Annotated in this window: 13 protein-coding genes and 1 CRISPR repeat array; of the genes, 4 read left to right on the top strand and 9 right to left on the bottom strand. The window is 72.4% G+C overall.

Features of this window, described 5'->3' with window-relative positions:
• Positions 1-47 precede the first annotated feature (47 nt).
• The 8 genes from ACFXG1_RS24340 to ACFXG1_RS24305 all read right to left on the bottom strand — a co-directional run bounded on the left by ACFXG1_RS24340 (position 48) and on the right by ACFXG1_RS24305 (position 13,435).
• The gene (locus tag ACFXG1_RS24340) at positions 48-1,502 is read right to left on the bottom strand and encodes a S28 family serine protease (protein WP_384744528.1); all 1,455 of its coding nucleotides are present in this window, start codon (positions 1,500-1,502) and stop codon (positions 48-50) included.
• A gap of 188 nt (positions 1,503-1,690) precedes the next feature.
• Positions 1,691-2,350: a hypothetical protein gene (locus ACFXG1_RS24335; protein WP_384720879.1), complete on the bottom strand. Its 660-nt coding sequence runs from the start codon at positions 2,348-2,350 to the stop codon at positions 1,691-1,693.
• Positions 2,351-2,530: 180 nt separating this feature from the next.
• Positions 2,531-6,379, bottom strand: a complete 3,849-nt coding sequence (locus ACFXG1_RS24330; RefSeq protein WP_384744530.1) for an ABC transporter ATP-binding protein — start codon at positions 6,377-6,379, stop codon at positions 2,531-2,533.
• A 428-nt stretch (positions 6,380-6,807) separates the two neighbouring features.
• A complete protein-coding gene (locus ACFXG1_RS24325) occupies positions 6,808-7,746 on the bottom strand; it encodes a serine hydrolase (protein WP_384722731.1) in 939 nt (312 codons plus the stop codon).
• A 196-nt stretch (positions 7,747-7,942) separates the two neighbouring features.
• Positions 7,943-8,836 (bottom strand): serine hydrolase, encoded by an 894-nt coding sequence (locus ACFXG1_RS24320; RefSeq protein ID WP_384744525.1) that lies wholly within the window; start codon positions 8,834-8,836, stop codon positions 7,943-7,945.
• Positions 8,837-8,929: 93 nt separating this feature from the next.
• A complete protein-coding gene (locus tag ACFXG1_RS24315) occupies positions 8,930-10,612 on the bottom strand; it encodes a thiamine pyrophosphate-binding protein (protein WP_384744523.1) in 1,683 nt (560 codons plus the stop codon).
• Positions 10,609-11,631 carry an agmatinase gene (gene speB, locus ACFXG1_RS24310; protein WP_384744521.1) on the bottom strand — a complete coding sequence of 341 codons (1,023 nt, stop codon included), beginning with the start codon at positions 11,629-11,631 and terminating at the stop codon, positions 10,609-10,611. Before speB ends, ACFXG1_RS24315 begins: the two co-directional genes overlap by 4 nt.
• 253 nt (positions 11,632-11,884) lie before the next feature.
• Positions 11,885-13,435, bottom strand: coding sequence for a sodium:solute symporter (locus ACFXG1_RS24305; RefSeq protein WP_384715554.1), 1,551 nt, complete (start codon positions 13,433-13,435; stop codon positions 11,885-11,887).
• Between the two features lie 194 nt (positions 13,436-13,629).
• Here ACFXG1_RS24305 and ACFXG1_RS24300 point away from each other — a divergent pair, with 194 nt between their 5' ends.
• From ACFXG1_RS24300 to ACFXG1_RS24285, 4 genes are all read left to right on the top strand, one after another.
• Positions 13,630-15,207 carry a PucR family transcriptional regulator ligand-binding domain-containing protein gene (locus ACFXG1_RS24300; RefSeq protein WP_384744518.1) on the top strand — a complete coding sequence of 526 codons (1,578 nt, stop codon included), beginning with the start codon at positions 13,630-13,632 and terminating at the stop codon, positions 15,205-15,207.
• A 147-nt stretch (positions 15,208-15,354) separates the two neighbouring features.
• Positions 15,355-16,512 carry an acyl-CoA dehydrogenase family protein gene (locus tag ACFXG1_RS24295; protein WP_384715560.1) on the top strand — a complete coding sequence of 386 codons (1,158 nt, stop codon included), beginning with the start codon at positions 15,355-15,357 and terminating at the stop codon, positions 16,510-16,512.
• Positions 16,513-16,534: 22 nt separating this feature from the next.
• Positions 16,535-17,446, top strand: coding sequence for an acyl-CoA thioesterase (locus tag ACFXG1_RS24290; protein ID WP_384744516.1), 912 nt, complete (start codon positions 16,535-16,537; stop codon positions 17,444-17,446).
• Between the two features lie 121 nt (positions 17,447-17,567).
• Complete coding sequence (locus ACFXG1_RS24285; protein WP_384715566.1) at positions 17,568-18,536, top strand: cation diffusion facilitator family transporter; 969 nt, start codon at positions 17,568-17,570, stop codon at positions 18,534-18,536.
• A gap of 287 nt (positions 18,537-18,823) precedes the next feature.
• A CRISPR array of direct repeats spans positions 18,824-19,708; the repeat unit is 29 nt; unit sequence GTGCTCCCCGCGCGTGCGGGGATGGTCCC.
• Between the two features lie 44 nt (positions 19,709-19,752).
• Here ACFXG1_RS24285 and ACFXG1_RS24280 read toward each other — a convergent pair.
• Positions 19,753-20,805: a hypothetical protein gene (locus ACFXG1_RS24280; protein ID WP_384718000.1), complete on the bottom strand. Its 1,053-nt coding sequence runs from the start codon at positions 20,803-20,805 to the stop codon at positions 19,753-19,755.
• Positions 20,806-20,912 lie beyond the last annotated feature (107 nt).

Raw genomic sequence — 20,912 nt, 5'->3', positions numbered from 1 at the left:
TCGTCGCTCAGGCAGTCAGACGGTCACGTGCCCGATTGCCCGGGGGCTCAGCGCCGCAGGGCCCGCTCCTGCTTGAGGTCCTGCTTGTCGAGGCGGACGTCGAACTTCGTCAGCCGCTTCGCGTTGGCCTCGTTCTGCTGGACGGCGGCCGGGGCCACACCCGCCCACTCCAGCAGCGACGCCGTCGCGGCCGCCCGCTGCTCGGCGGGCAGCTGGGCGATGTTGGCACCGTGGTTCGCGCCGGGCACCGTGTAGACATAGCTGTCCCGGGCGCCCTTGCCCAGGCGGAACGGTTCGGCGCTCCAGGGGTCGTTCCCGCCGTTGACGAACATCATCTGCCGGGCGTTGTTACGGACCCAGCTGTCGACGTCCTTCATGGCGTGCTTTTTGAAGCGCATCGGGATGTCACGCGGCACGAAGTTCCGCGGCGGCTGGTAGCCGTAGCGGCTCAGCCCCTTCAGATGCGGCTGCTCGACGTCGGGCGAGCCCAGCTCCGTACCGGCCTGGTAGTAGTACGGCGTGTAGGGCGCCAGTCCCTGGTCGGTGTAGAAGGAGAAGCCCGAGACCTCGTCGATCGAGTTCCACAGCTCCTGGTCGGTCGCGGTCTTCGCGTCCGGGATCGAGCCGCAGTTGGCCTCCAGGTTGTACTGCCAGTAGCCCCAGGTGTAGTCGAGGACGACGGCTTCGAAGGCCCGGTCGAGCGATCCGACGGTGTTGAAGGTGCGGTTGTTCGCCGCCGCCCAGTCGGTGTAGATCTTCGACAGCGCGTCCCGGCGGACGAGGGCCTCCCGCTGAACGCCGTTCAGCCGGTCGCGGCACTCCTGGGAGCCGACGTTGGCGAGGAAGCGGTCGTACGCCGAGTCCTCGTCGTTCCGCACGTCGTTCGGGGCCACATAGGCGACGACGCCGTCCATGTCGCGCGGGTAGAAGCGCTCGTAGTACGTGGCGGTCATCCCGCCCTTGGAGCCGCCGGTGGAGATCCACTTGCGGTCGTAGATCTTCTTCAGCGCCCGGTGGATCCGGTGCTGGTCGCTGGCGGCCTGCCAGATGTCCAGCTTGGACCAGTCGGCGGGCGCGGGCCGGGACGGGGTGAAGAAGCGGTACTCCATGGAGACCTGGTTGCCGTCGATGACGGCCGTCGGCTCACTGCGCCGGGGGGTGGTGCTCAGCCCGTACCCGGAGGTGAAGAAGACCGTGGGACGGCTGGTGTCCTTGTGCAGCAGGGTCAGCCGCTGCTGGAACGTGCCCTTGCGCGGATCGCGGTGGTCCACCGGCTGGGTGTAGTTGAGGACGAAGAACCGGTACCCCGGGTACGGCTTCTCCTCGATCAGGCTCATGCCGGGTATCGCGAGGATCCGGTCCTTGATGTCCGCGGTCGCCGGTGCCCCGGCGGCTTCGGCGGCCGGCTCGGCGGCGGTAGCCGCCCCGGCCGTCGCGCCGGTCGCGCTCACGGTGCCGATGAGCAACGCGAGCGGCAGCACTCCCCTGAGCGCCTTACGCATGAACCCTCCCCTGATGACTCGTCGTGGGTCGCCGTGAACCTAGCGGCGCGGAGGTGCTCGCCGCCAGACCCCAACGGCCATGACCTGCGAAGACTTTGCCCAGGAAGCCACGAAACGGGATCTTTCGCATAGGTTTTCGGGTTCGGAATCCGGACATGGTGTTTCGCGGGGCGGTGGATGACGGTGTCTCAGCAGAGGATCCAGCCGGTGCTGGTGCCGTAGCCCGCGACCGATCCGGAGGCCCGGACGCAACGCCCGTTGGCGTAGACGGTCCGGGGGCCCGCCTGCCGGGTGTAGCGGCCCTCGTCGACGACGGGCCGGGCGCCGAGCGTCTGGATGGAGAGCCGCATCGGCCGCCGCGGGCCCGATTTGTGGGCGACCGTGACCGCGCAGGCGTACCGCTGGTTCTGGAACACCCTCAGTTCACCGGTACGGAAGGAGATCCGCTTCATCAGCCGGCCCGCGCAGGGCCCGGCCGCGTGGACCTCGAAGGTGCCGGTCGCTTCCCCGCCGGCCGTAAGCGCCTCGTTCTCGTCCCCGCCCGGTTCGCCGATACCCGGTTGGTCGAAGCCCGGTCCGTCTCCGTCGCGCCCGTCCCCCTGGAGCGGCGCGGACGGCTCGTGGCTACTCCCCCGGGCGGCTGCGGACGGCGTACCCGGGTCGGCGAGTGTCAAGGAGGTGGCGGCCAGCAGGACGGCGAGGCCGTACGACACCAGCCGCCGCGCTCTGCCCCGCGCGCCCCGCGCCACGCGGCCCGCCCGGGACCGGCCGGTGTCACCGGGGTCCGTACGATCCCCCTCGTCGTCCGTCCCGTGCGCCCGCCCGACCGTTCCGCTGAGCTCCAGCACTGCCGTATCCCCTCACCCGTGACGGTGTCGTCGGCCGTGTCGCGGGGCCGTCCGTACGCCATCCGTACGCCGTCCGCGCACGGTCCGTATGTGCGTACGACGCGTTCCGGCCCCGGAACGGTTGTCACGGGCCGGGTCGCGATCCCGTGACGAAGGCGGCACCCCTGGTCGGGGCGGGTCCTAACGAACCACCACCGGGGCGCGTTCGCCGTCCCCGTCCCCGTCGCCGTCGCCGTCCGGGTGGGTGTTCTCGCCGGTGAAGGTCCGCCAGAGTGTGGCGTACCGGCCGTCGCGGGCGAGGAGTTCGTCGTGGGTGCCGTCCTCCGCGACCCGGCCGTCCGCCATCACGACCACCCGGTCGGCCCGGGCGGCGGTGGTGAGGCGATGGGCCACGACCAGCGTCGTCCGGCGGCCGGTGAGCCGGTCGGTGGCCTGGTTGACCTGTGCCTCGGTGGCCAGGTCGAGGGCGGCGGTCGCCTCGTCGAGCAGCAGGATGTCCGGATCGACCAGTTCGGCCCTGGCCAGGGCTATCAGCTGGCGCTGTCCCGCAGAGAGATTGCGTCCCCGCTCGGCGACCTCGTGCAGATAGCCGCCGTCCAGGGTGGCGATCATGTCGTGGGCGCCGACCGCGCGGGCCGCCGCCTCCACTTCGGCGTCCTCGGCACCGGGACGCCCGTAGGCGATGGCGTCGCGGATCGTCCCGGCGAAGAGGTACGCCTCCTGCGGGACGACGCCCAGCCGGTGCCGGTACGCGGTCATGTCCAGCTCGCGCAGGTCGACGCCGTCGGCCGTGACCCGGCCCCTGGTCGGGTCGTAGAACCGCGCGACCAGCTTGACCAGGGTCGACTTGCCCGCGCCGGTCTCCCCGACGAAGGCCACGGTCTGGCCCGCGGGTATCCGCAGATCGATCCCGGTCAGGGCGCGGTCCTTCACCCCCGGCCGCGGGGCGGCCGACGGGCCCGGTGCGCTGTCCGGCGCGCCCGGGCCCCCGTCCGTGTCCACGGCCATCGCGTCGTCGCCCGCGGCTGTCGCGTCGCCCGCGTACGCGAAGTCGACGCCCTCGAAGGCGATCTCGCCGCGCAGCCCCCGCACCGGCGCGGGCCGCGCCGCCGGGGTGGTCGACGGCTTCTCCTCCAGCAGTTCGTGGATCCGCCCGAGGGAGACCGCGGCCTGCTGATAGCCGTCGAAGACCTGGGAGAGCTGCTGGACGGGGGCGAAGAACAGGTCGATGTAGAGGAGGTACGCCACCAGGGCGCCGGCCGTCAGGGTGCCCGCGTCGATCCGGTGGGCGCCGACGATCAGAACGGCCGCCGCCGCCACCGACGCGAGCAGCTGGACGAAGGGGAAGTAGATCGAGATCAGCCACTGGCCGCGGACCCTGGCCCGGCGGTAGCCGTCGCTCCCGGCGACGTAACGGGCCCGTCCCGCCTCCTCGCGCCGGAACGCCTGCACGATCCGCAGCCCCGTCACCGACTCCTGGAGGTCCGCGTTGACCCCGCTGACCCGCTCCCGGGCCAGCTCGTACGCCTTCACGCTCTCCCGGCGGAAGAAGAACGTCCCGACGATCAGCAGCGGCAGGGTGGCGAAGACGATCAGGGCCAGGGACGCGTCGATGACCACGAGGACCACCAGGACCCCGAAGAAGGTGACGACGGATACGAAGGCCGTGACGAGACCGGTCTGGAGGAAGGTGGAGAGCGCGTCGACGTCGGTCGTCATCCGCGTCATGATCCGGCCGGTCAGCTCGCGCTCGTAGTAGTCGAGACCGAGCCGCTGGAGCTGGGCGAAGATCCGCAGCCGGACCGAGTAGAGCACCCGCTCACCGGTACGGCCGGTGGCCCGTGTCTCGCCGATCTGCGCCGCCCACTGCACCAGTACGGCGACGAGCGCCAGGCCCGACGCCACCCAGACCGCGCCCAGCGCCGCCTGTTCGACGCCCTGGTCGACGCCGTGCCGGATCAGTACGGGCAGCAGCAGGCCCATGCTCGCGTCGACGGCCACCAGCAGCAGGCTGAGCAGCAGCGCCGGGCCGAAGCCGTGGAGCACCAGGCGCAGTCCGCGCCGCTCGGGGTCGGGCCGGGCCGCCCGCTCCTCGTCGACGTCGGGGGTGCCGTCGGCCGGGGGCAGCGCCGCGACCTGGGCCAGCAGCTCGGGGGTGGCGTCCGGGGCGGTCCCTGGGACGACCGTCTCGTCCCGGACCCAGAGCCGGGGGGTGACGCCCCGCTCCGGGTCGTAGGCGAATCCTTCGTCGAGGACGTCCCGGCCGGTCTCCTCCGGTACGCCGTCCAGGGCGGGGGCGTGCCCCGGGGAGACCCCGCCCAGCTCGTCCGGGTCGGTGAGCAGCCGGCGGTAGAGCGCGGAGCTCTCGACCAGCTCGTCGTGGGTGCCGATGGCGGTGAGCCGCCCGCCGTCGAGGACGGCGATCCGGTCGGCGAGATTGAGGGTGGAGCGGCGGTGGGCGATCAGCAGGGTGGTGCGCCCGGCCATCACCGCGCGCAGCGCCTCGTGGATCTCGTGCTCGACCCGGGCGTCGACGGCGGAGGTCGCGTCGTCGAGCAGCAGCAGCCGGGGGTCGGTGAGGATGGCCCGGGCCAGGGCGATCCGCTGGCGCTGGCCGCCGGAGAGGGTGAGTCCGTGCTCGCCGACACGGGTCGCGTAGCCGTCGGGGAGTTCGGCGATGAAGCGGTCGGCGCGGGCGGCCCGGGCGGCGGCCTCGATCTCCTCGTCGGTGGCGTCGGGTGCGCCGTAGGCGATATTGGCGCGGACGGTGTCGGAGAAGAGGAAGCTGTCCTCGGGGACCAGGGCGATCGCGGAGCGCAGGGACGCGAGGGTCAGTTCGCGGACGTCGTGGCCGCCGACGAGGACGGCGCCCCGGCTGACGTCGTAGAAGCGGGGCAGCAGCAGGGAGACCGTGGACTTGCCGCTGCCGGAGGCGCCGACGACGGCCACGGTCTCGCCCTCGCCGATCTCCAGGGAGAAGCCGTCGAGCACGGGCCGGGCGCCGTCCCCGGTCCCGTATCCGAAGGTGACGTCGTCGAACTCGACGGTGGCGGGGGTGTCGGCGGGGAGTTCCTTCGTGCCGTCCTTGAGGGCGGGCTCGGTGTCGATCAGCTCCAGGACCCGTTCGGCGCCCGCGCGGGCCTGCTGCCCGACGGTCAGCACCACGGCGAGCATCCGTACCGGCCCGACGAGCTGGGCGAGATAGGTGGAGAAGGCGACGAACGTACCGAGGGTGATCTGGCCGCGGGTGGCCAGCCAGCCGCCGACGGCGAGCATCGCGACCTGGCCGAGGGCGGGGATGGCCTGGAGGGCGGGGGTGTAGCGGGAGTTCAGCCGGATCGTACGGAGCCGGGCGGCGAAGAGCCGGCGTCCGGCGGCGCGGAGCTTGCCGGACTCCTGGCCCTCCTGGCCGAAGCCCTTGACGACCCGGACGCCCGATACGGCCCCGTCGACGACGCCCGCGACGGCCGCGGCCTGGCTCTGCGCGTACCAGGTGGAGGGGTGGAGACGGGTGCGGCTGTGCCGGGCGACCCACCACAGGGCGGGGCCGACGGCGAGGGCGATCAGGGTCAGCGGCAGCGACAGCCACGCCATGACGACCAGGGACACCAGGAAGAGCAGGACGTTCCCGATGGTCATCGGGAGCATGAAGAGCAGGCTCTGGATCAGCTGGAGGTCGCTGGTGGCGCGGCCGACGACCTGACCGGTGGAGAGTTCGTCCTGACGGCGGCCGTCGAGCCGGGTGATCGTGTCGTACATCCCGGTACGGAGGTCGTGCTGGATGTCGAGGGCCAGCTTTCCGCCGTAGTAGCGGCGGACGTACGTCAGGGCGTAGACGACGACGGCGGCGGCGATCAGCAGACCGGTCCAGAAGGCGAGGGAGCCGGTGCCGGCGCCGCCCTCTCCGATGACGTCGTCGATGACGACCTTGGTGATCAGCGGGACGAGGGCCATGACGGCCATGCCGAGGAGGGACGAGCCGAGGGCGAGGACGACCGTCAGGCGGTAGCGCCAGGCGTACCCCCACAGCCGGCGCGCCCAGCCCGGCGGCGGCCCGGGGGTACGCCCCTCACCACCGGGCGGGGTTCCGTCCGGCTCCCCCGGCCGGTCCGCCGCCGTGTCCTTCGCCCCTCGGGCCGCCGCCACGTGATGCCTCCCCGTTGATGTTCGTTGTCGCCGTCGCCGTCGTTGTCGCCTTCGCCGACGCGCGCCATGGCTGTCGCTGTCTCTGTCGACGGATCTGGTCAACGCGGCGCGATCCGATTTTCATCCCGTCGCAACAATCGGCGACGCGGAGTGACGAAGCGCGACGGTCCGATACGCGTACGCCCGGCGCGCGCGGAGGGCGCGCACCGGGCGGGAGCCGGGCGGGAGCCGGGCGGGAGACGGGCGGGAGACGGGCGGGAGACGGCTGGGAGGAGTCCGGGCAGAGCGTGCGAGCCGGTGCCGGGGTGGAGTCAGGAGCGGGCCGGAATCGCGCTCAGCGGGCCCAGCTCGGGCGTCGCGGGCACGGACTCGTGCGGCACACCCGTCGGGACGAAGACGCCCCGCGCCGTGGCCTTCGCGCTGACGTCCTTGTGGATCGCCCGGGACACGGCCTGGATGGTGTTCACCCCGTCCTGCATGGTCTTGTTGTCGTGGGTGAGCACCACGATGGAGTAGTTGTGGCCGCGGCCGGTGAAGGCGCCGATGCTGTGGACGCGCCAGCCGTTGCTCTTCCGCGGCAGCCAGCCGTTCTTCACCTGCACGGTCGCGGAGGACGGCGCGCCCGCCGGGGTGCCCCAGCGCTGCGACGAGACGACGTCCCGCATCAGCTGGAGGGCGTAGGCCCGGGACGAGTCCTTCAGGAGGGTGTTCTTGTCCGTCAGCCGGGACAGCAGGATCTGCTGGTCACGGGCGGTTATCTGGGTCAGTCCCCAGTAACCGTTCTTGCCGGGCACGGTCTGCGTCATCCCGGCGGCGGTGAGGAAGCGCTGGATCTTCGTCGTACCGAGCTGCTTCCACAGGGTCGTGGTGGAGTTGTTGTCGGACTTGGTGATCATGGCCTTGGCGAGGCTCTTCTCACGGGTGGTGAGATTCCGCTTCGCCCGGTCCGCGTCATGGAGCAGCGCCGCGAGCACCGTCGACTTCACGATGCTGGCGGAGTCGAACTTCGTGGTGCCGCGGAGCTGGCAGGTGGTGCCGGTGGTGCGGTCGCTCAGATAGATCGCGGTCGTGGACTTACGGCCCTTCAGGGCGGCGTTGATGTCCTTGACGAGCTTGGTGGCGAGCCCGGGCTTCTTGGACACGCAGGTGACCTGTGGTGCGGCGGCCGCGGCCGGAGCGGCCGAGAGCAGCGTGGGCACCAGTGCGGCGGCGGCGAGCGCCGCGGTCATCGCGGTGCGGCGGCGAGTCATGGAAGGTTCCCATCCCCTGGAGTCGATACGACGGGCGCACATCCGTTCGGTACATCCGTCGCAGGAGATGACTGTCAGGGGGGTGAAAGGTTGTGTACGCGGGCGCGGACAGGGGTGAACAGTTACACGGTGGTGACATGGTCACGGCGTGGGGCGTACGCCGGGCGGAACGGGTGGCGCGACGAGGGCGGTCGTCTCAGCCCCCGGCCGCCGGGGCGAGCCGGGCGTGGAGCGCGCGCGAGACCGCCTCGATCGCGGCGACACCGCCGTCCATGTCCCGGTTGTCCTCGGTCAGAACGGTGAGGTGGTAGCGCCGCTCCCCGACGGCGAAGGTGCCGGCGCTGTGCACGCGCCAGCCGTCGCTCCGCCGCGGCAGCCAGCCGTTCTTCAGCCGTACGGTGGCGGCGGACGGCGCGCCCGCCGGGGTGCCCCAGCGCTGCGAGGGGACGACGTCGGCCAGCAGCCCGAGCGCGTACTCCCGGGACGCGTCCGTCAGCACGGAGCCAGGGGTCGTCAACAGGCTCAGCAGGGCGTTCTGGTCCCGTGCGGTGGTCTGCGTCAGGCCCCAGGCGCCCCGCGCGCCGGGGACGGTACGCGTCATTCCGGCGGTCTTGCGGAACGCCTCGATCCGCTCCACCCCCAGCCGGCGCCACAGGGTGCTGGTCGACTCGTTGTCGGAGCGGGTGATCATGGCGCGGGCCAGCGCGGCTTCCTCGGAGGTGAGCCGCCGGCCCTCCTCCTGGGCGGCCATCAGCAGCGCGCCGAGCACGGTCACCTTGATCACGCTCGCCGAGTCGAAGGCGCGGTCGGCGCGGAGCTCGCACGTAGTGCCGGAGGCCGGGTCGTCGAGATGTACGGCGACGGTGGCGGGATGGTCCCGCAGGGCGGTCGCGATGTCGTGGAGGAGGGCGAAGCCGAGGGGGATGTCGGGGGTGGTGCAGGACGCGGTGGCGGGCCGGGGTGACGCCGCATGGCCCGTCGCCCAGGTCGCCCCGGTCGCGGGGGCGGTGAGCGGCGGGGCCGCCGCGATCAGGAGGGGTAAGGCCACGAGGACCGCGGCACGGGCGGCGCGGGGGCGGGGTGCGGGCATGGGGGGATTGACTCACGGCTTCCTGTGAAACCCGTGAGCTCCGTCCGGCGGCCGGGGCGGAGGCGGTTCCTCCGCCCCGGACACCGGGCGTCCCTAGAGGTGCGTCGGGGCGAACATGCGGAGGAGGGCCGGGAGGACGACCACCGAAGGGCCGGGGGTCGTGAGGGACTTCGACAGGTCGGCGGCCAGGGTCTCCGGGGTCGTCCGGAGGGCCGGGACGCCGAAGGACTCCGCGAGGGCGACGAAGTCGGGGCGGGCCAGTTCGGTGCCCGTGGCCTCGCCGAAGGCTTCCGTCATGTACTCGCGCAGGATGCCGTAGCCGCCGTCGTCGACGATGAGCCAGGTCACCGGCAGGTCGTACTGGCGGGCGGTGGCCAGCTCCGCGATCGAGTACATCGCGCCGCCGTCGCCGGAGACCGCGAGCACCGGCCTTGAGGGATCCGCGGCGGCCGCCCCCAGCGCCGCCGGGAAGCCGTAGCCGAGGCCGCCGGCGCCCTGGGCGGAGTGCATGGTGTTCGGCTTGCGGGCGTCGAACGCGGACCAGGCCCAGTAGGCGAGGATCGTCATGTCCCAGAAGCTGGGCGAGGTGTCCGGCAGGGCCTCCCGTACCGCCGCCAGAACGCTCTGCTCCAGCGTCCGGTCCTGGGCCGCGATCCGTGCGTGGACCCGTTCGAGGACCGAGCGGACCCGCTCCGCCGCCCCGGTGTCCGGGCGCTCGGGCACGGTCTCCAGCAGGGCGGAGAGCGCGAGCCTGGCGTCGGCGTGGATGCCGATACCGGGGTGGTTGGACTCCAGCTTGCCCGCGTCCGCCTCGATCTGGACCACCTGGCCGCGCGGGGCGAAGGTGTGGTAGTTCGAGGAGAGTTCGCCGAGTCCCGAGCCGACGACGAGCAGGACGTCGGCGTCCTCCAGGAAGTCGGTGGTGTGCCGGTCCTCCAGCCAGGACCGGAGGGACAGCGGATGCTCCCAGGGGAAGGCGCCCTTGCCGCCGAAGGTGGTGACGACGGGCGCGTTCAGCCGTTCGGCGAGCGCGAGGAGCTTCCCCGAGGCGTCGGAACGGATCACTCCGCCGCCCGCGATGATCGCCGGGCGGTCGGCACCGGCCAGCAGATGGGCGGCGACGGCCGTCAGCTCGGGGCGCGGAACGATCTCCTCCGGGGTGGCGTCCACGGCAGTGACGACGGGCAGCACGGTCGGTGCGAGCAGCACGTCCTGCGGAATCTCCACCCACACGGGACCGTGCGGCGCGGTCAGCGCCGAGCGCCAGGCCTCGGCGATCGCGGACGGGATCTGGGAGGCGGTACGGGCGGTGTGCACCGACTTGACGACGTCCCGGAAGGACGCCTTCTGGTCGCGGAGTTCGTGCAGATAGCCGTGGCGTCCGCCGCCGAGCCCGGCGACGGGTACCTGGCTGCCGATCGCCAGTACGGGCGCGGAGGCCGCCGCCGCCTCCTGGAGGGCGGCGAGCGACATCAGCGCGCCGGGCCCGGTGGAGAGCAGCAGCGGGGCGACCTCGCCGGTGATCCGGCCGTACGCGTCCGCCGCGAAGCCCGCGTTGTTCTCGATCCGCAGCCCCACATAGGAGAGGGACGAGCGGCGCAGCGCGTCGAACATGCCGAGGGCGTGCTGCCCCGGCAGGCCGAAGACGGTGGTGGCGCCGAGGCCCTGGAGGGTCTCGACGACGAGGTCGCCGCCGTTGCGGCCGGGCGGCGGGTTGAGCGCCGCCTCGGTCTGCCGGGCCGTCGGCTTCAGGACGACGTCGTGGTCGTGGGTCACCGGCCGGCCCTCCCGGCGGCGATCTGCCGGCTCATGATCGTGGTCAGCTCGTACGCCGTGTGGGACGCGGCGACCGAGGTGATCTCGGCGTGGTCGTACGCGGGCGCCACCTCGACGACGTCGGCGGAGACCAGGTTGCAGGAGGCGAGACCGCGGAGGATCTCCAGCAGTTCGCGGGAGGTCATGCCGCCCGCCTCGGGGGTGCCGGTGCCGGGCGCGTGTGCCGGGTCGAGGCAGTCGATGTCGATGGAGATGTAGAGCGGCCGGTCGCCGATGCGCTGCCGCAGCTGGTCGGCGACCTCGTCGGCGCCGCGCCGGTAGACGTCGGCGGAGGTGACGATGCCGAAGCCCAGCTTCTCGTCGTCGGTCAGATCGCTCTTGCCGTACAGCGGGCCGCGGGTGCCGACGTGGGAGAGGGCGGAGGTGTCGAGGATGCCCTCCTCCACGGCCCGCCGGAACGGGGTGCCGTGGGTGTACTCGGCGCCGAAGTACGTGTCCCAGGTGTCGAGGTGGGCGTCGAAGTGCAGGAGCGCGACCGGGCCGTGCTTCTTGGCCACGGAGCGCAGCAGCGGCAGGGCGATGGTGTGGTCGCCGCCGAGGGTCATCAGCCGGGCGCCGGTGCCGAGCAGATCGTCGGCTGCGGCCTCGATGGTCTCCACGGCCTCGTTGATGTTGAAGGGGTTGGCGGCGATGTCGCCCGCGTCGGCGACCTGCGCCAGCGCGAAGGGCGAGGCGTCCTGTGCCGGGTTGTAGGGGCGCAGCAGCCGGGACGCCTCGCGGATCGCGTTGCCGCCGAAGCGGGCGCCGGGCCGGTAGGAGACCCCGGCGTCGAAGGGGACGCCGACGACGGCGACGTCGGCGCGGCCGACCTCGTCGAGGCGGGGCAGCCGGGCGAAGGTCGCGGGGCCCGCGAACCGGGGGACGCGGGAGGAGTCGACGGGCCCGCGCGGCTCCGTGGGGCCGACGCCGCCCGCGGTGCCGCCGTCGCCGGTGCCGCTGCTGTTCGGAGCGGTGCTCATACCCTCATGCCCTCTTCCTGCGTTTCCGCGTTTCCCGCGGCGCCGCGTCGACTGCTTCGACCGCGCCCGCCGCGTCTCCTGCTGCTTTGGTGCTCTGCTGCTCTGCTGCTTTGTTGCTTCGGTGCTTCTTCGGTGCTTCTTCGGGGATTCCGAGGATCTCGATGGAGATCCGGACGTTCGCCCCGCTTTCCACGGTAGCCAGTGGACGGCGCGCGGCCGACCCGGGGCCGGGGCCCCGGCCCCGGCCCGGGGCTCAGACCGAGGCGGTGTGCCCCGGTCCGGGGGCGCCGCCGGAGGCTCCGGAGGCCTCGGCGGGCTCCCGGTCCTCTTCCCCGTCGGCGGCCACGCGCCCGGCGAGCCGGTCCCGCCAGTGCGCCAGGATCGCCTCGTCCGTGGGCGGGGTGGCCAGGCTGACGACGACGTACACGGCCAGCGACGCCAGGAGGCCGTAGAGGACGGGCTCGGTGGCGAGGATGCCGTACGACCACATCAGTCCGGTCACGGCGAGACCGCCGACGGCGATCGCGGCCAGCGCGCCCTGGACGGTGCCCCGCTTCCACAGGAGGCCGCCGAGGATCGGTACCAGCAGCCCGCCGACGAGCAGGTTGTACGCCACGGTCAGCGCCTCGACCACGTCGTTGAGCGCGATGGCGATGATGATCACGGCGATGCCCATCGCCAGGATGAAGATCCGGTTCCCCTTGACCTCGTCGTGGGGTTCCCCGGCCCCGGGGGAGCCGGAACCGGGATCGGAGCCCCCGGACGATCCCGACGCGAACCCGCGCACCCGGGACCAGATGTCGTTGTTGGCGACGGTGGCACAGGCGATCAGCGCACCCGACGAGGTCGACATCACGGCGGCGAGCGCGGCGGCCAGCACCAGCCCTCGGGCGCCCATGGGCAGTTCGTCCTTGACGATCAGTGCGAAGGCGTCGTCGGGGCTCTCCAGATTCGGGTAGAGCACCCGGGCCGCGACCCCGATGACCGCACCCGCCACACCGTAGGCCAGACAGTACGTACCGGCCGCCGCCCCGCCCCAGCGGGCGACCTTGTCGCCGCGGGCGGTGAACACCCGCTGCCAGATGTCCTGGCCGATGAGCATGCCGAACGTATAGGTCAGCACATAGGTGAAGATCGTCTCGCCGCCGATGCCGAACGGCGCGAAGTACTCGTCGGGCAGCTCGGCCCGCATCTCGTTCCAGCCGCCCGCCTTGACCACGGCGACCGGCAGCAGGAGGAGCAGCACCCCGATCGTCTTGACGACGAACTGCACCATGTCGGTGAGGGTGATGGACCACATGCCGCCGAGGGTCGAGTAGGCGACGACGACCGCGCCGCCCAGGATGATCGACAGGGTCCGGTCGGCGTCGAAGAGGACGTCGAAGATGGTGGCGTACGCGATGGTCGATGTGACCGCGAGCATCAGGGTGTACGCCCACATCACGACGCCCGAGATGATCCCGGCCCGGCCGCCGTACCGCAGGTCGAGCATCTCCGAGACCGTGTAGACCTTCAGCCGGGCGATCCGCGCGGAGAACAGGACCGAGAGCGCGAGCAGTCCGAAGCCGATGGTCAGGACCATCCACGCGCCGGACACACCGTGCTTGTAGCCGAGGCCGACGCCGCCGATGGTGGAGGCGCCCCCGAGGACGATCGCGGCCATCGTGCCGGAGTACATCCCGGGGCCCAGTCGGCGCCCGGCGACCAGGAAGTCGCTCTTGGACTTGGCGCGGCGCATGCCCCACCAGCCCATACCGAGCATTCCGGCCAGATAGACGACGATCACCGCGTAGTCGACTGCCATCGGCTCTGCCTCCCGCCTTCCCGTTTCCCGCCCCGGGATGTCCCGGAGCCCCCTCTGTCATCCGGAGCCGCGAACCCGGCCGGACCCGGTGGCGGCGTGTGCCGCCCCCCGACCGTAGGTGGCCGGAAAGCGGCCATGAAGTGTACGTTTCATCCATTCTTGACGGCCTGGATGGAGGAAACGGACACCGCGCCTTGCCGGAGCACGCCCCGGAGCCGACGCCCGCTCCCCCGACCCCGCCCGTACCGCTCGGCGCGCTGCTGGCCCACGCCGGCCTCGGGCTGCGGCAGATCGCGGGCCCCCGCGACCCGGAGCCGGTGGTCCACTGGGTGCACACCTCGGAGATGGCGGACCCGTATCCGTATCTCCTCGGCGGTGAACTGCTGCTCAGCGCCGGGGTGCAGCTGACGGACCCGGACGCCTACGCGGCCCGGATCGTGGAGGCCGGGGCCGCGGCGCTCGGCTTCGGAGTGGCACCGGTCTACGACACGGTGCCCGCCGAACTGGTCGCCGCCTGCGAGCGGCACGGCCTTCCACTGGTCGAGGTGCCGCCCAGGACCCCGTTCACGGCCGTGGCGCGGGCGGTGTGGCGGCTGATGGCCGAGGCCCGCCACCGGGAACTGCGCCGGGTCTCGCAGGCGCAGCGGGGGCTGGCCACGGCGGCGGCCCGGCCCGATCCCGTACCGGCGGTCCTCGGGCAGCTGGCGTCCCGGCTGGGCGGCCGGGCGGTGCTGCTGGGCCCCGACGGCGCGGAACTGGCCGCCGCGGGACGGGCCGTGTCCACCCCGGTCCTGCGCGCGCTGACCCGGCTGGCGGGCGTGGTCAGCCCGGCGCCGGCCGACACCCCGGGCCCCGGCCAAGCCGCCACCGGTGCCAGCACCGGCACCGGCAAGGGTGTCGCGTCCGCGACCGACACCGCCGACGGTGCCCAGCTCACGGCGTACGCCCTCGACGGCGGCCGTGATCTCGTCCTCGCGCTGGCCACCCCCCGCCGTGAACCGGGCGACCACACCGTCGCCGGGGTCGCCGTCGTCCTGCTCTCCCTGCTGACCGCGGGCGGCCAGGACGGCGAAGGCACCCACCGCGACGCCGCCCTCGTCCGGCTCCTCCTGGGCGCCGACCCCGCCGCCACCGCCGAACGGCTGGGCGGCGACCGGTGGACGGTGGTCCACGCCCGCGGCACCGGACACGGCACCGGACACGACGGCGGACGCGACGGCGGTACGACCCCGTTCGCGACGGCCGCGCTCGGCGCCGCCCTCGGCAGCCCGCTCGTCGACCCCGCGCCCGACGGGACCGTACGCGTCCTGCTGCCGTACGCGGCCGACGGCGTACGGGCCAGGCCCGGCTGGACGCTCGGCGTCGGGGAACCCGTGGCCCCCGCGCATCTCGCCGCGTCCGACGCCCAGGCCGCCCGCGCGCTGCGCGCCGCCCTCACCGGCCACCGGGACGTCGCGGTCCACCGCCCGGGACCGCTGACGGCCCTGGTGCCGCCCGACGAGGCCGCCGCCCACGCCCGGCGGCTGCTCGCCCCGCTCGACGGCGCGCCCGAGCTGCGCGAGACGCTGCGCGCCTGGCTCTCGGCGCACGGCGGCTGGGACCGTACGGCCGCGGCCCTCGGAATCCACCGCAACACGGTCCGCCAGCGCATCGCCCGCTGTGCCGCGCTCCTCGGCGACGGCCCGGAACGCGACGGCCCGGACCTCCCGGCCGACCTCGACGACCCGGACGTCAGAACGGAGCTGTGGTTCGCGCTCCGCGCCCTGCCCTGAGCCCCCCGCGCCCTGCCCTGAGCCCTCCGGCCCGGCGGATATCACAGCCGACGCGACTCTGGACAGCCGAGATGACCAACGGGTAACTTCAGCCACAGGAGTGTCTGAGCAAGCGCTTGGACAGGCATCGGCGAGAAGGAGGCGTTCGTGCGCCGCAGCGTGTACCACGAGGACCACGAGGCGTTCCGGGAGACCATCCGCGCCTTCATCGAGGCCGAGGTCGTCCCGGTGTACGACGAGTGGCTCGCCGCCGGGCAAGCGCCCCGCGCCTTCTACGACAAGCTGGGCGACCTCGGCGTCTTCGGGATCGAGGTGCCCGAGGAGTACGGCGGCGCCGGGGAGTCCTCCTTCAAGTTCCAGGCCGTCATCACCGAGGAATGCGCCCGCGCCGGGGTCTCCTTCGGCGGCTCCGGGGTGCATGTCGCGCTCTGTCTGCCGTATCTGGCGGCCTACGGCACCGACGAGCAGAAGAAGCGCTGGCTCCCCGACTTCGTCTCCGGCGCCACCATGTACGCCATCGCGATGACCGAGCCCGGTACCGGCTCCGATCTCGCGGGCATGAAGACCACCGCGAAGCTGTCGGAGGACGGCACGCACTACGTCCTCAACGGCGCGAAGACGTTCATCACCGGCGGGGTCCACGCCGACCGGGTCATCGTCTGCGCCAGGACCGCCCCGGCCACCCCCGAGGACCGCCGCCACGGCATCTCCCTCTTCGTCGTCGACACGAAGCTGCCGGGGTACGCGGTCGGCCGCACCCTCGACAAGCTGGGCCTGAAGGCCTCCGACACCGCCGAACTCTCCTTCACCGATGTCCGGGTGCCCGTCGGCGACCTGCTCGGCGAGGAGCACAAGGGCTTCTCCTACCTGGGCCAGAACCTGCCGCAGGAGCGGCTGGCCATCGCCGTCGGCGCGTACGCCCAGGCGTCGGCCGCGATCCGGTTCACCCAGCGGTACGTCACCGAGCGCCTCGTCTTCGGGAAGCCGGTGGCCGCCTTCCAGAACACGAAGTTCGAACTCGCCGCCTGCAAGGCCGAGGTGGACGCCGCCGAAGCCGTGGTGGACCGGGCCCTGGAGGCCCATGACGCGGGCGAGCTCTCGGCCGCCGAGGCCGCGTCGGCGAAGCTGTTCTGTACCGAGGTCGCGCACCGGGTGATCGACCGCTGCCTCCAGCTGCACGGCGGCTACGGCTATATGAACGAGTACCCGATCGCCCGGCTCTACGCCGACAACCGCGTCAACCGCATCTACGGCGGCACGAGCGAAGTGATGAAATCCATCATCGCCAAGTCCATGGGACTGTGAGCCACGGGGCACACCTCTTCCCATGAACACGCCTTCACCGGACGCACCGGAAAACCCGCCGTCGAGCGCGCTCGACGGCCTGCTCGAACTGCTCGACCTCGAACAGATCGAGCGGGACATCTTCCGCGGCCTCTCGCGCCCCACGATCGTCCCCCGGGTCTTCGGCGGCCAGGTCGCCGCCCAGGCCCTGGTGGCGGCGGGCCGTACCGTCCCCGCCGACCGCTCGGCCCACTCCCTCCACGCGTACTTCCTGCGCATGGGGGACCCCGGCGCGCCGATCGTCTACACGGTCGACCGGATACGCGACGGCTTCTCCTTCACCACCCGCCGGGTCGTCGCGGTCCAGCACGGCCGGCCGATCTTCCATCTCTCGGCCTCGTTCCAGCTGTACGAGGAGGGGTTGGAGCACCAGGCCCCGATGCCGCCCGCGGCCGACCCCGAGTCGCTGCCGACGGCGGCGGAGATGCTGGCCGAGTACGCCGGGCACTTCGCCGACCCGTCGGCCGTGGACCGGCTCAAGGAGGCCAGAGCCGCGATCGACCTGCGGTACGCGGCGCCCCCGCCGTACGCCACCGCGGGCGAACCGCGCGAACCCCGCTCCCAGGTCTGGTTCCGCACCATCGGCAAACTCGCGGACGACCCGCTGCTGCATGTGTGTCTGGCGACGTACGTCTCCGATATGACGCTGCTGGACTCGGTGCTGCTGGCGCACGGCCGCGGCGGCTGGGCCGTCGGGGACGTCATCGGGGCGTCCCTCGACCACGCCATGTGGTTCCACCGGCCGTTCCGGGCGGACGAGTGGCTGCTGTACGACCAGGAGTCCCCGTCCTCGGCCGGCGGGCGCGGCCTCGGCCAGGCCCGGATCTACACCCAGGACGGCCGGCTCGCGATCTCGGTGATCCAGGAAGGGGTCATCCGCCCGGCCCGCAACTGACGGACCACGGCGCTCCCGGCCCGGGGGCGGGCGTCCGCCGCGCCCGCCCGTAACCCCCACGTCCGTCCGTACCGGGCGTGGCGCGCCGGGCGCGGGCGGCGGGGCGCATACCGTCCGGCCCATGAGCGACCAGCACACCCCGCCCGGAGCGGCCCCGGACGGGGACGACCCGCCGGAGAGCACCACCACCGTGATCGTGGCGGCGCTCGCCAATCTGGGCATCGCGGCGGCCAAGGCGGTCGCGGGCGTCCTCAGCGGCTCCAGCGCGATGCTCTCCGAGGCCGCGCACTCGGTCGCCGACACCGTCACCGAGGTGATGCTGCTGGTGGCCCTGCGCCGCTCGGAGCGGCCCGCCGACGACGAGCACCCCCTCGGGTACGGGCCCGAGCGGTACATCTGGGCCCTCCTCGCCGCGGTCGCCACCTTCGTCGGCGGTGCGGTCTTCGCCGTCTACGACGGAATCCACACCCTCACCCACGGCGAGGAACCCGGCGACCCGCTCGTCTCGTACGTCGTCCTCGGCATCGCCTTCCTGCTGGAGGCGTTCTCCCTGCGCACCGGTCTGCGCCAGGTACGGGCGGAGGCCGCCCGGCTGGACGCCACACCCCGGCACTACCTGCGGGTCACCCCCGACACGGCCGTGAAGGCGGTCGTCATGGAGGACTCGGCGGCCCTGGCGGGCCTGCTGCTCGCGGCGGGCGGACTGCTCGGCACCCAGCTCTCCGGTTCGCCGGTCTACGACGGGGTGGCGTCGATCCTGATCGGCGCACTGCTCGTGTACGTCGCCTGGATCCTCGGGCACAGCAACGCCCGCCTCCTGATCGGCCGCCCCCTCCCCCCGGACCTGCGGCACGCGATCCGCGAGGAGATCCTCACGGTCCCGCACATCGTGCGCGTCCTGGAACTGACGACCCTGATCCAGGGCCCGCGGGAGATCCTCGTCGCCGCGAAGGTCGACTTCCGCGACGCGTCGACCGCGGCGCAGGTGGAGTGGGCGTGCGAGGAGGCGGAGGAGCAGCTGCGCGAACTGCTCCCGTCGATCCGCCGCGTCTACTTGGACCCGACGCCGGGGGTGGCACCGCGCCCCTGATGCCGCCTGTTCACTGCGTTCGGCGGTCCACGACCGAATCAGAAGAACGCGCCACACCCGCACCTTCCCCGACAGCCCCACGAAGCAACCCGCCACCCCGCGTTCGCCGGCTCCCGCCCGAGCCACGCCCGGTATCGTCAACGCCACTACCGACGAACGGGGCAGGAAGCGTGCCGTACAGCAAGAGCCAGCACTCACCCGTTTCACGCCCTTCGCCACATATGCCGGAGTCGGCGCTAGTAATGAAAAACAGCACCCACGGCTGACAAACCCGCAGGTGGAAAACTGTGCTCCCCGCGCGTGCGGGGATGGTCCCGCGGTGATCAGCTGCACGGTCCGGTGCGCATCGTGCTCCCCGCGCGTGCGGGGATGGTCCCAGCGATGGGCTTCCGGAGCCCGGACGAACAACGTGCTCCCCGCGCGTGCGGGGATGGTCCCTCGCCGGTGTAACCGAGCTGGGGACCGCGCGGGTGCTCCCCGCGCGTGCGGGGATGGTCCCGATCCTGGCAGCGCGACGTACTGGGACGGCCCGGTGCTCCCCGCGCGTGCGGGGATGGTCCCGCGAATGCGCCGTGGTCGCCGCCGCGTCCGAGGTGCTCCCCGCGCGTGCGGGGATGGTCCCTTCGAGGCCAAGGTAATGAGCAACCTGACGTCGTGCTCCCCGCGCGTGCGGGGATGGTCCCGCGGCCCAGGCCATGACCTTCGAGTGGACGAAGTGCTCCCCGCGCGTGCGGGGATGGTCCCTGCCCCGGGGCTTGGGCTTGCTGTCGGGGTCGGGTGCTCCCCGCGCATGCGGGGATGGTCCCGTCCCGTCGTCCACCGAGCCCTTGGGCTTGGAGTGCTCCCCGCGCGTGCGGGGATGGTCCCTCGTCCGCCGTGATCGTCACGTCCGCCGGGTCGTGCTCCCCGCGCGTGCGGGGATGGTCCCGGCCACGCCTTCGGGGTCAGGAAGTAGCCGGAGTGCTCCCCGCGCGTGCGGGGATGGTCCCCCCGCCCGGCGGGGTGTGCACGTCTTCACCGGGTGCTCCCCGTGCGTGCGGGGATGGTCCCGTCACCATGGAGGTCGGGCGCCTCCTCGCCTTGTGCTCCCCGCGCGTGCGGGGATGGCCCCCTCGCCGCCCTGCCGGGCAACGGCGCCTGCTAGTGCTCCCCGCGCGTGCGGGGATGGTCCCACCACAGCGCTGTCTTCTGCCGAGGCCGCCGGCGGAAAGCGGAGTCAGACTGCGGCGGAAGTGCGTCTGAGACGTTCTCGAAGATCGATGACCTCCGGGTGCGTACGCAGCTCCGGGCGGGCGGTGAAGTCGGCGTCCAGGGTCCGGAGCACCTCCGTGACCAGTGCGGAGCGGACCGTGGTCGCATAGCTGACGAGCGACGCGGCTGTCGTCAGGGACTGTTCCAGCTCGTCGCGACGTAAGTAGGAACGGGCCAACCAGGTGCCGTGCAGAAGAGCGTCACGGTCCTCGGTGCGTTCGGCGTGGGTTCCGAGCCAGGGGGTGATCAGAGGGTCGGCCTCGTCCAGCAGCCGATGAGCGTCGCGGGCTCCGGAGAACGCCGCCGTGATCAGGGTCTGGCCGGTGACGACATCGAGATCCGTCAGCCAGTACAGCCATGGCGGTCGACTACCGATCGCGTCGGGGTGGCCGAGGTATTCCAAGGCCTCGTCCGTGGAACGCCGGAACCCATGGACGTCGCCGAGGGCGGCATGGGCGTGGGCGTGCCGGGCGGCGGCCAGGGCACGCACCGTCGGCGGTGCGGCGGAGGCAGTGACGATCGCCGCGTTGGCCAGGTCGATGGCATCGCGAAGCCGGCCCGAAGTGGTCGCTTGATAGGTGAGACAACTGTAGATGTGGGAGGTCAGGGCCGCGTCGCCGGACTCATGCGCCCCCGCGAGCCCGGTACGGAAATAGCGCTGCGCCAGCCCGTGCAGTCCGGCATCCATCGCCATCCAGCCCACGGTTTGGGCAAGTTGGGCCCACAGGTTGATGGTACGGACGCGAATCTCCGAAGTCGCGAACCTGTTGCCGCGTACGTGGTCGGCGACCAAAGTGAAATGGCGGTGTGCGTGGTGGAGGGTGGAGCAGTTCCCGCCCTCGGCATCGTCGATGTGCCGGATCGCTTCGACGGTCGCGGCGATGGAGTCGGCGACGGCCTCGGTGACGACCGGACCGGGCGAAGCCGCCGAGGCATCGGCCCGGCCGGAAGAATAGGTGAAGGCAGCGGGATTGGTGAGAGCCGCACCACTGACCGCCAGAAAGGATCTGCGCTCCATGTCGCCCCCATCGTGGACAACCCACTGAGTAGCCGCTTCCACGGTAGCTCCGGAGGCAGTGTGCGGGGGCAGCCCGTCGTCCGCCCGTACCCAGGCGGTGCCCGCAG

Origin of the sequence: Streptomyces sp. NPDC059248, from assembly GCF_042753905.1 — a bacterium.
Lineage (GTDB): Bacteria > Actinomycetota > Actinomycetes > Streptomycetales > Streptomycetaceae > Streptomyces.
Note: the sequence above shows the minus strand (reverse complement) of the source record. Positions and strands in the feature narration are given on the sequence as shown.

What these genes read in the sequence shown, in the direction of transcription:
- ACFXG1_RS24340 (WP_384744528.1), bottom strand. Translation starts at nt 1,502, where the DNA reads ATGCGTAAGGCGCTCAGGGGAGTGCTGCCGCTCGCGTTGCTCATCGGC.
- ACFXG1_RS24325 (WP_384722731.1), bottom strand. Translation starts at nt 7,746, where the DNA reads ATGACTCGCCGCCGCACCGCGATGACCGCGGCGCTCGCCGCCGCCGCA.
- ACFXG1_RS24320 (WP_384744525.1), bottom strand. Translation starts at nt 8,836, where the DNA reads ATGCCCGCACCCCGCCCCCGCGCCGCCCGTGCCGCGGTCCTCGTGGCC.
- speB (WP_384744521.1), bottom strand. Translation starts at nt 11,631, where the DNA reads ATGAGCACCGCTCCGAACAGCAGCGGCACCGGCGACGGCGGCACCGCG.
- ACFXG1_RS24305 (WP_384715554.1), bottom strand. Translation starts at nt 13,435, where the DNA reads ATGGCAGTCGACTACGCGGTGATCGTCGTCTATCTGGCCGGAATGCTC.
- ACFXG1_RS24290 (WP_384744516.1), top strand. Translation starts at nt 16,535, where the DNA reads ATGAACACGCCTTCACCGGACGCACCGGAAAACCCGCCGTCGAGCGCG.
- ACFXG1_RS24285 (WP_384715566.1), top strand. Translation starts at nt 17,568, where the DNA reads ATGAGCGACCAGCACACCCCGCCCGGAGCGGCCCCGGACGGGGACGAC.
- ACFXG1_RS24280 (WP_384718000.1), bottom strand. Translation starts at nt 20,805, where the DNA reads ATGGAGCGCAGATCCTTTCTGGCGGTCAGTGGTGCGGCTCTCACCAAT.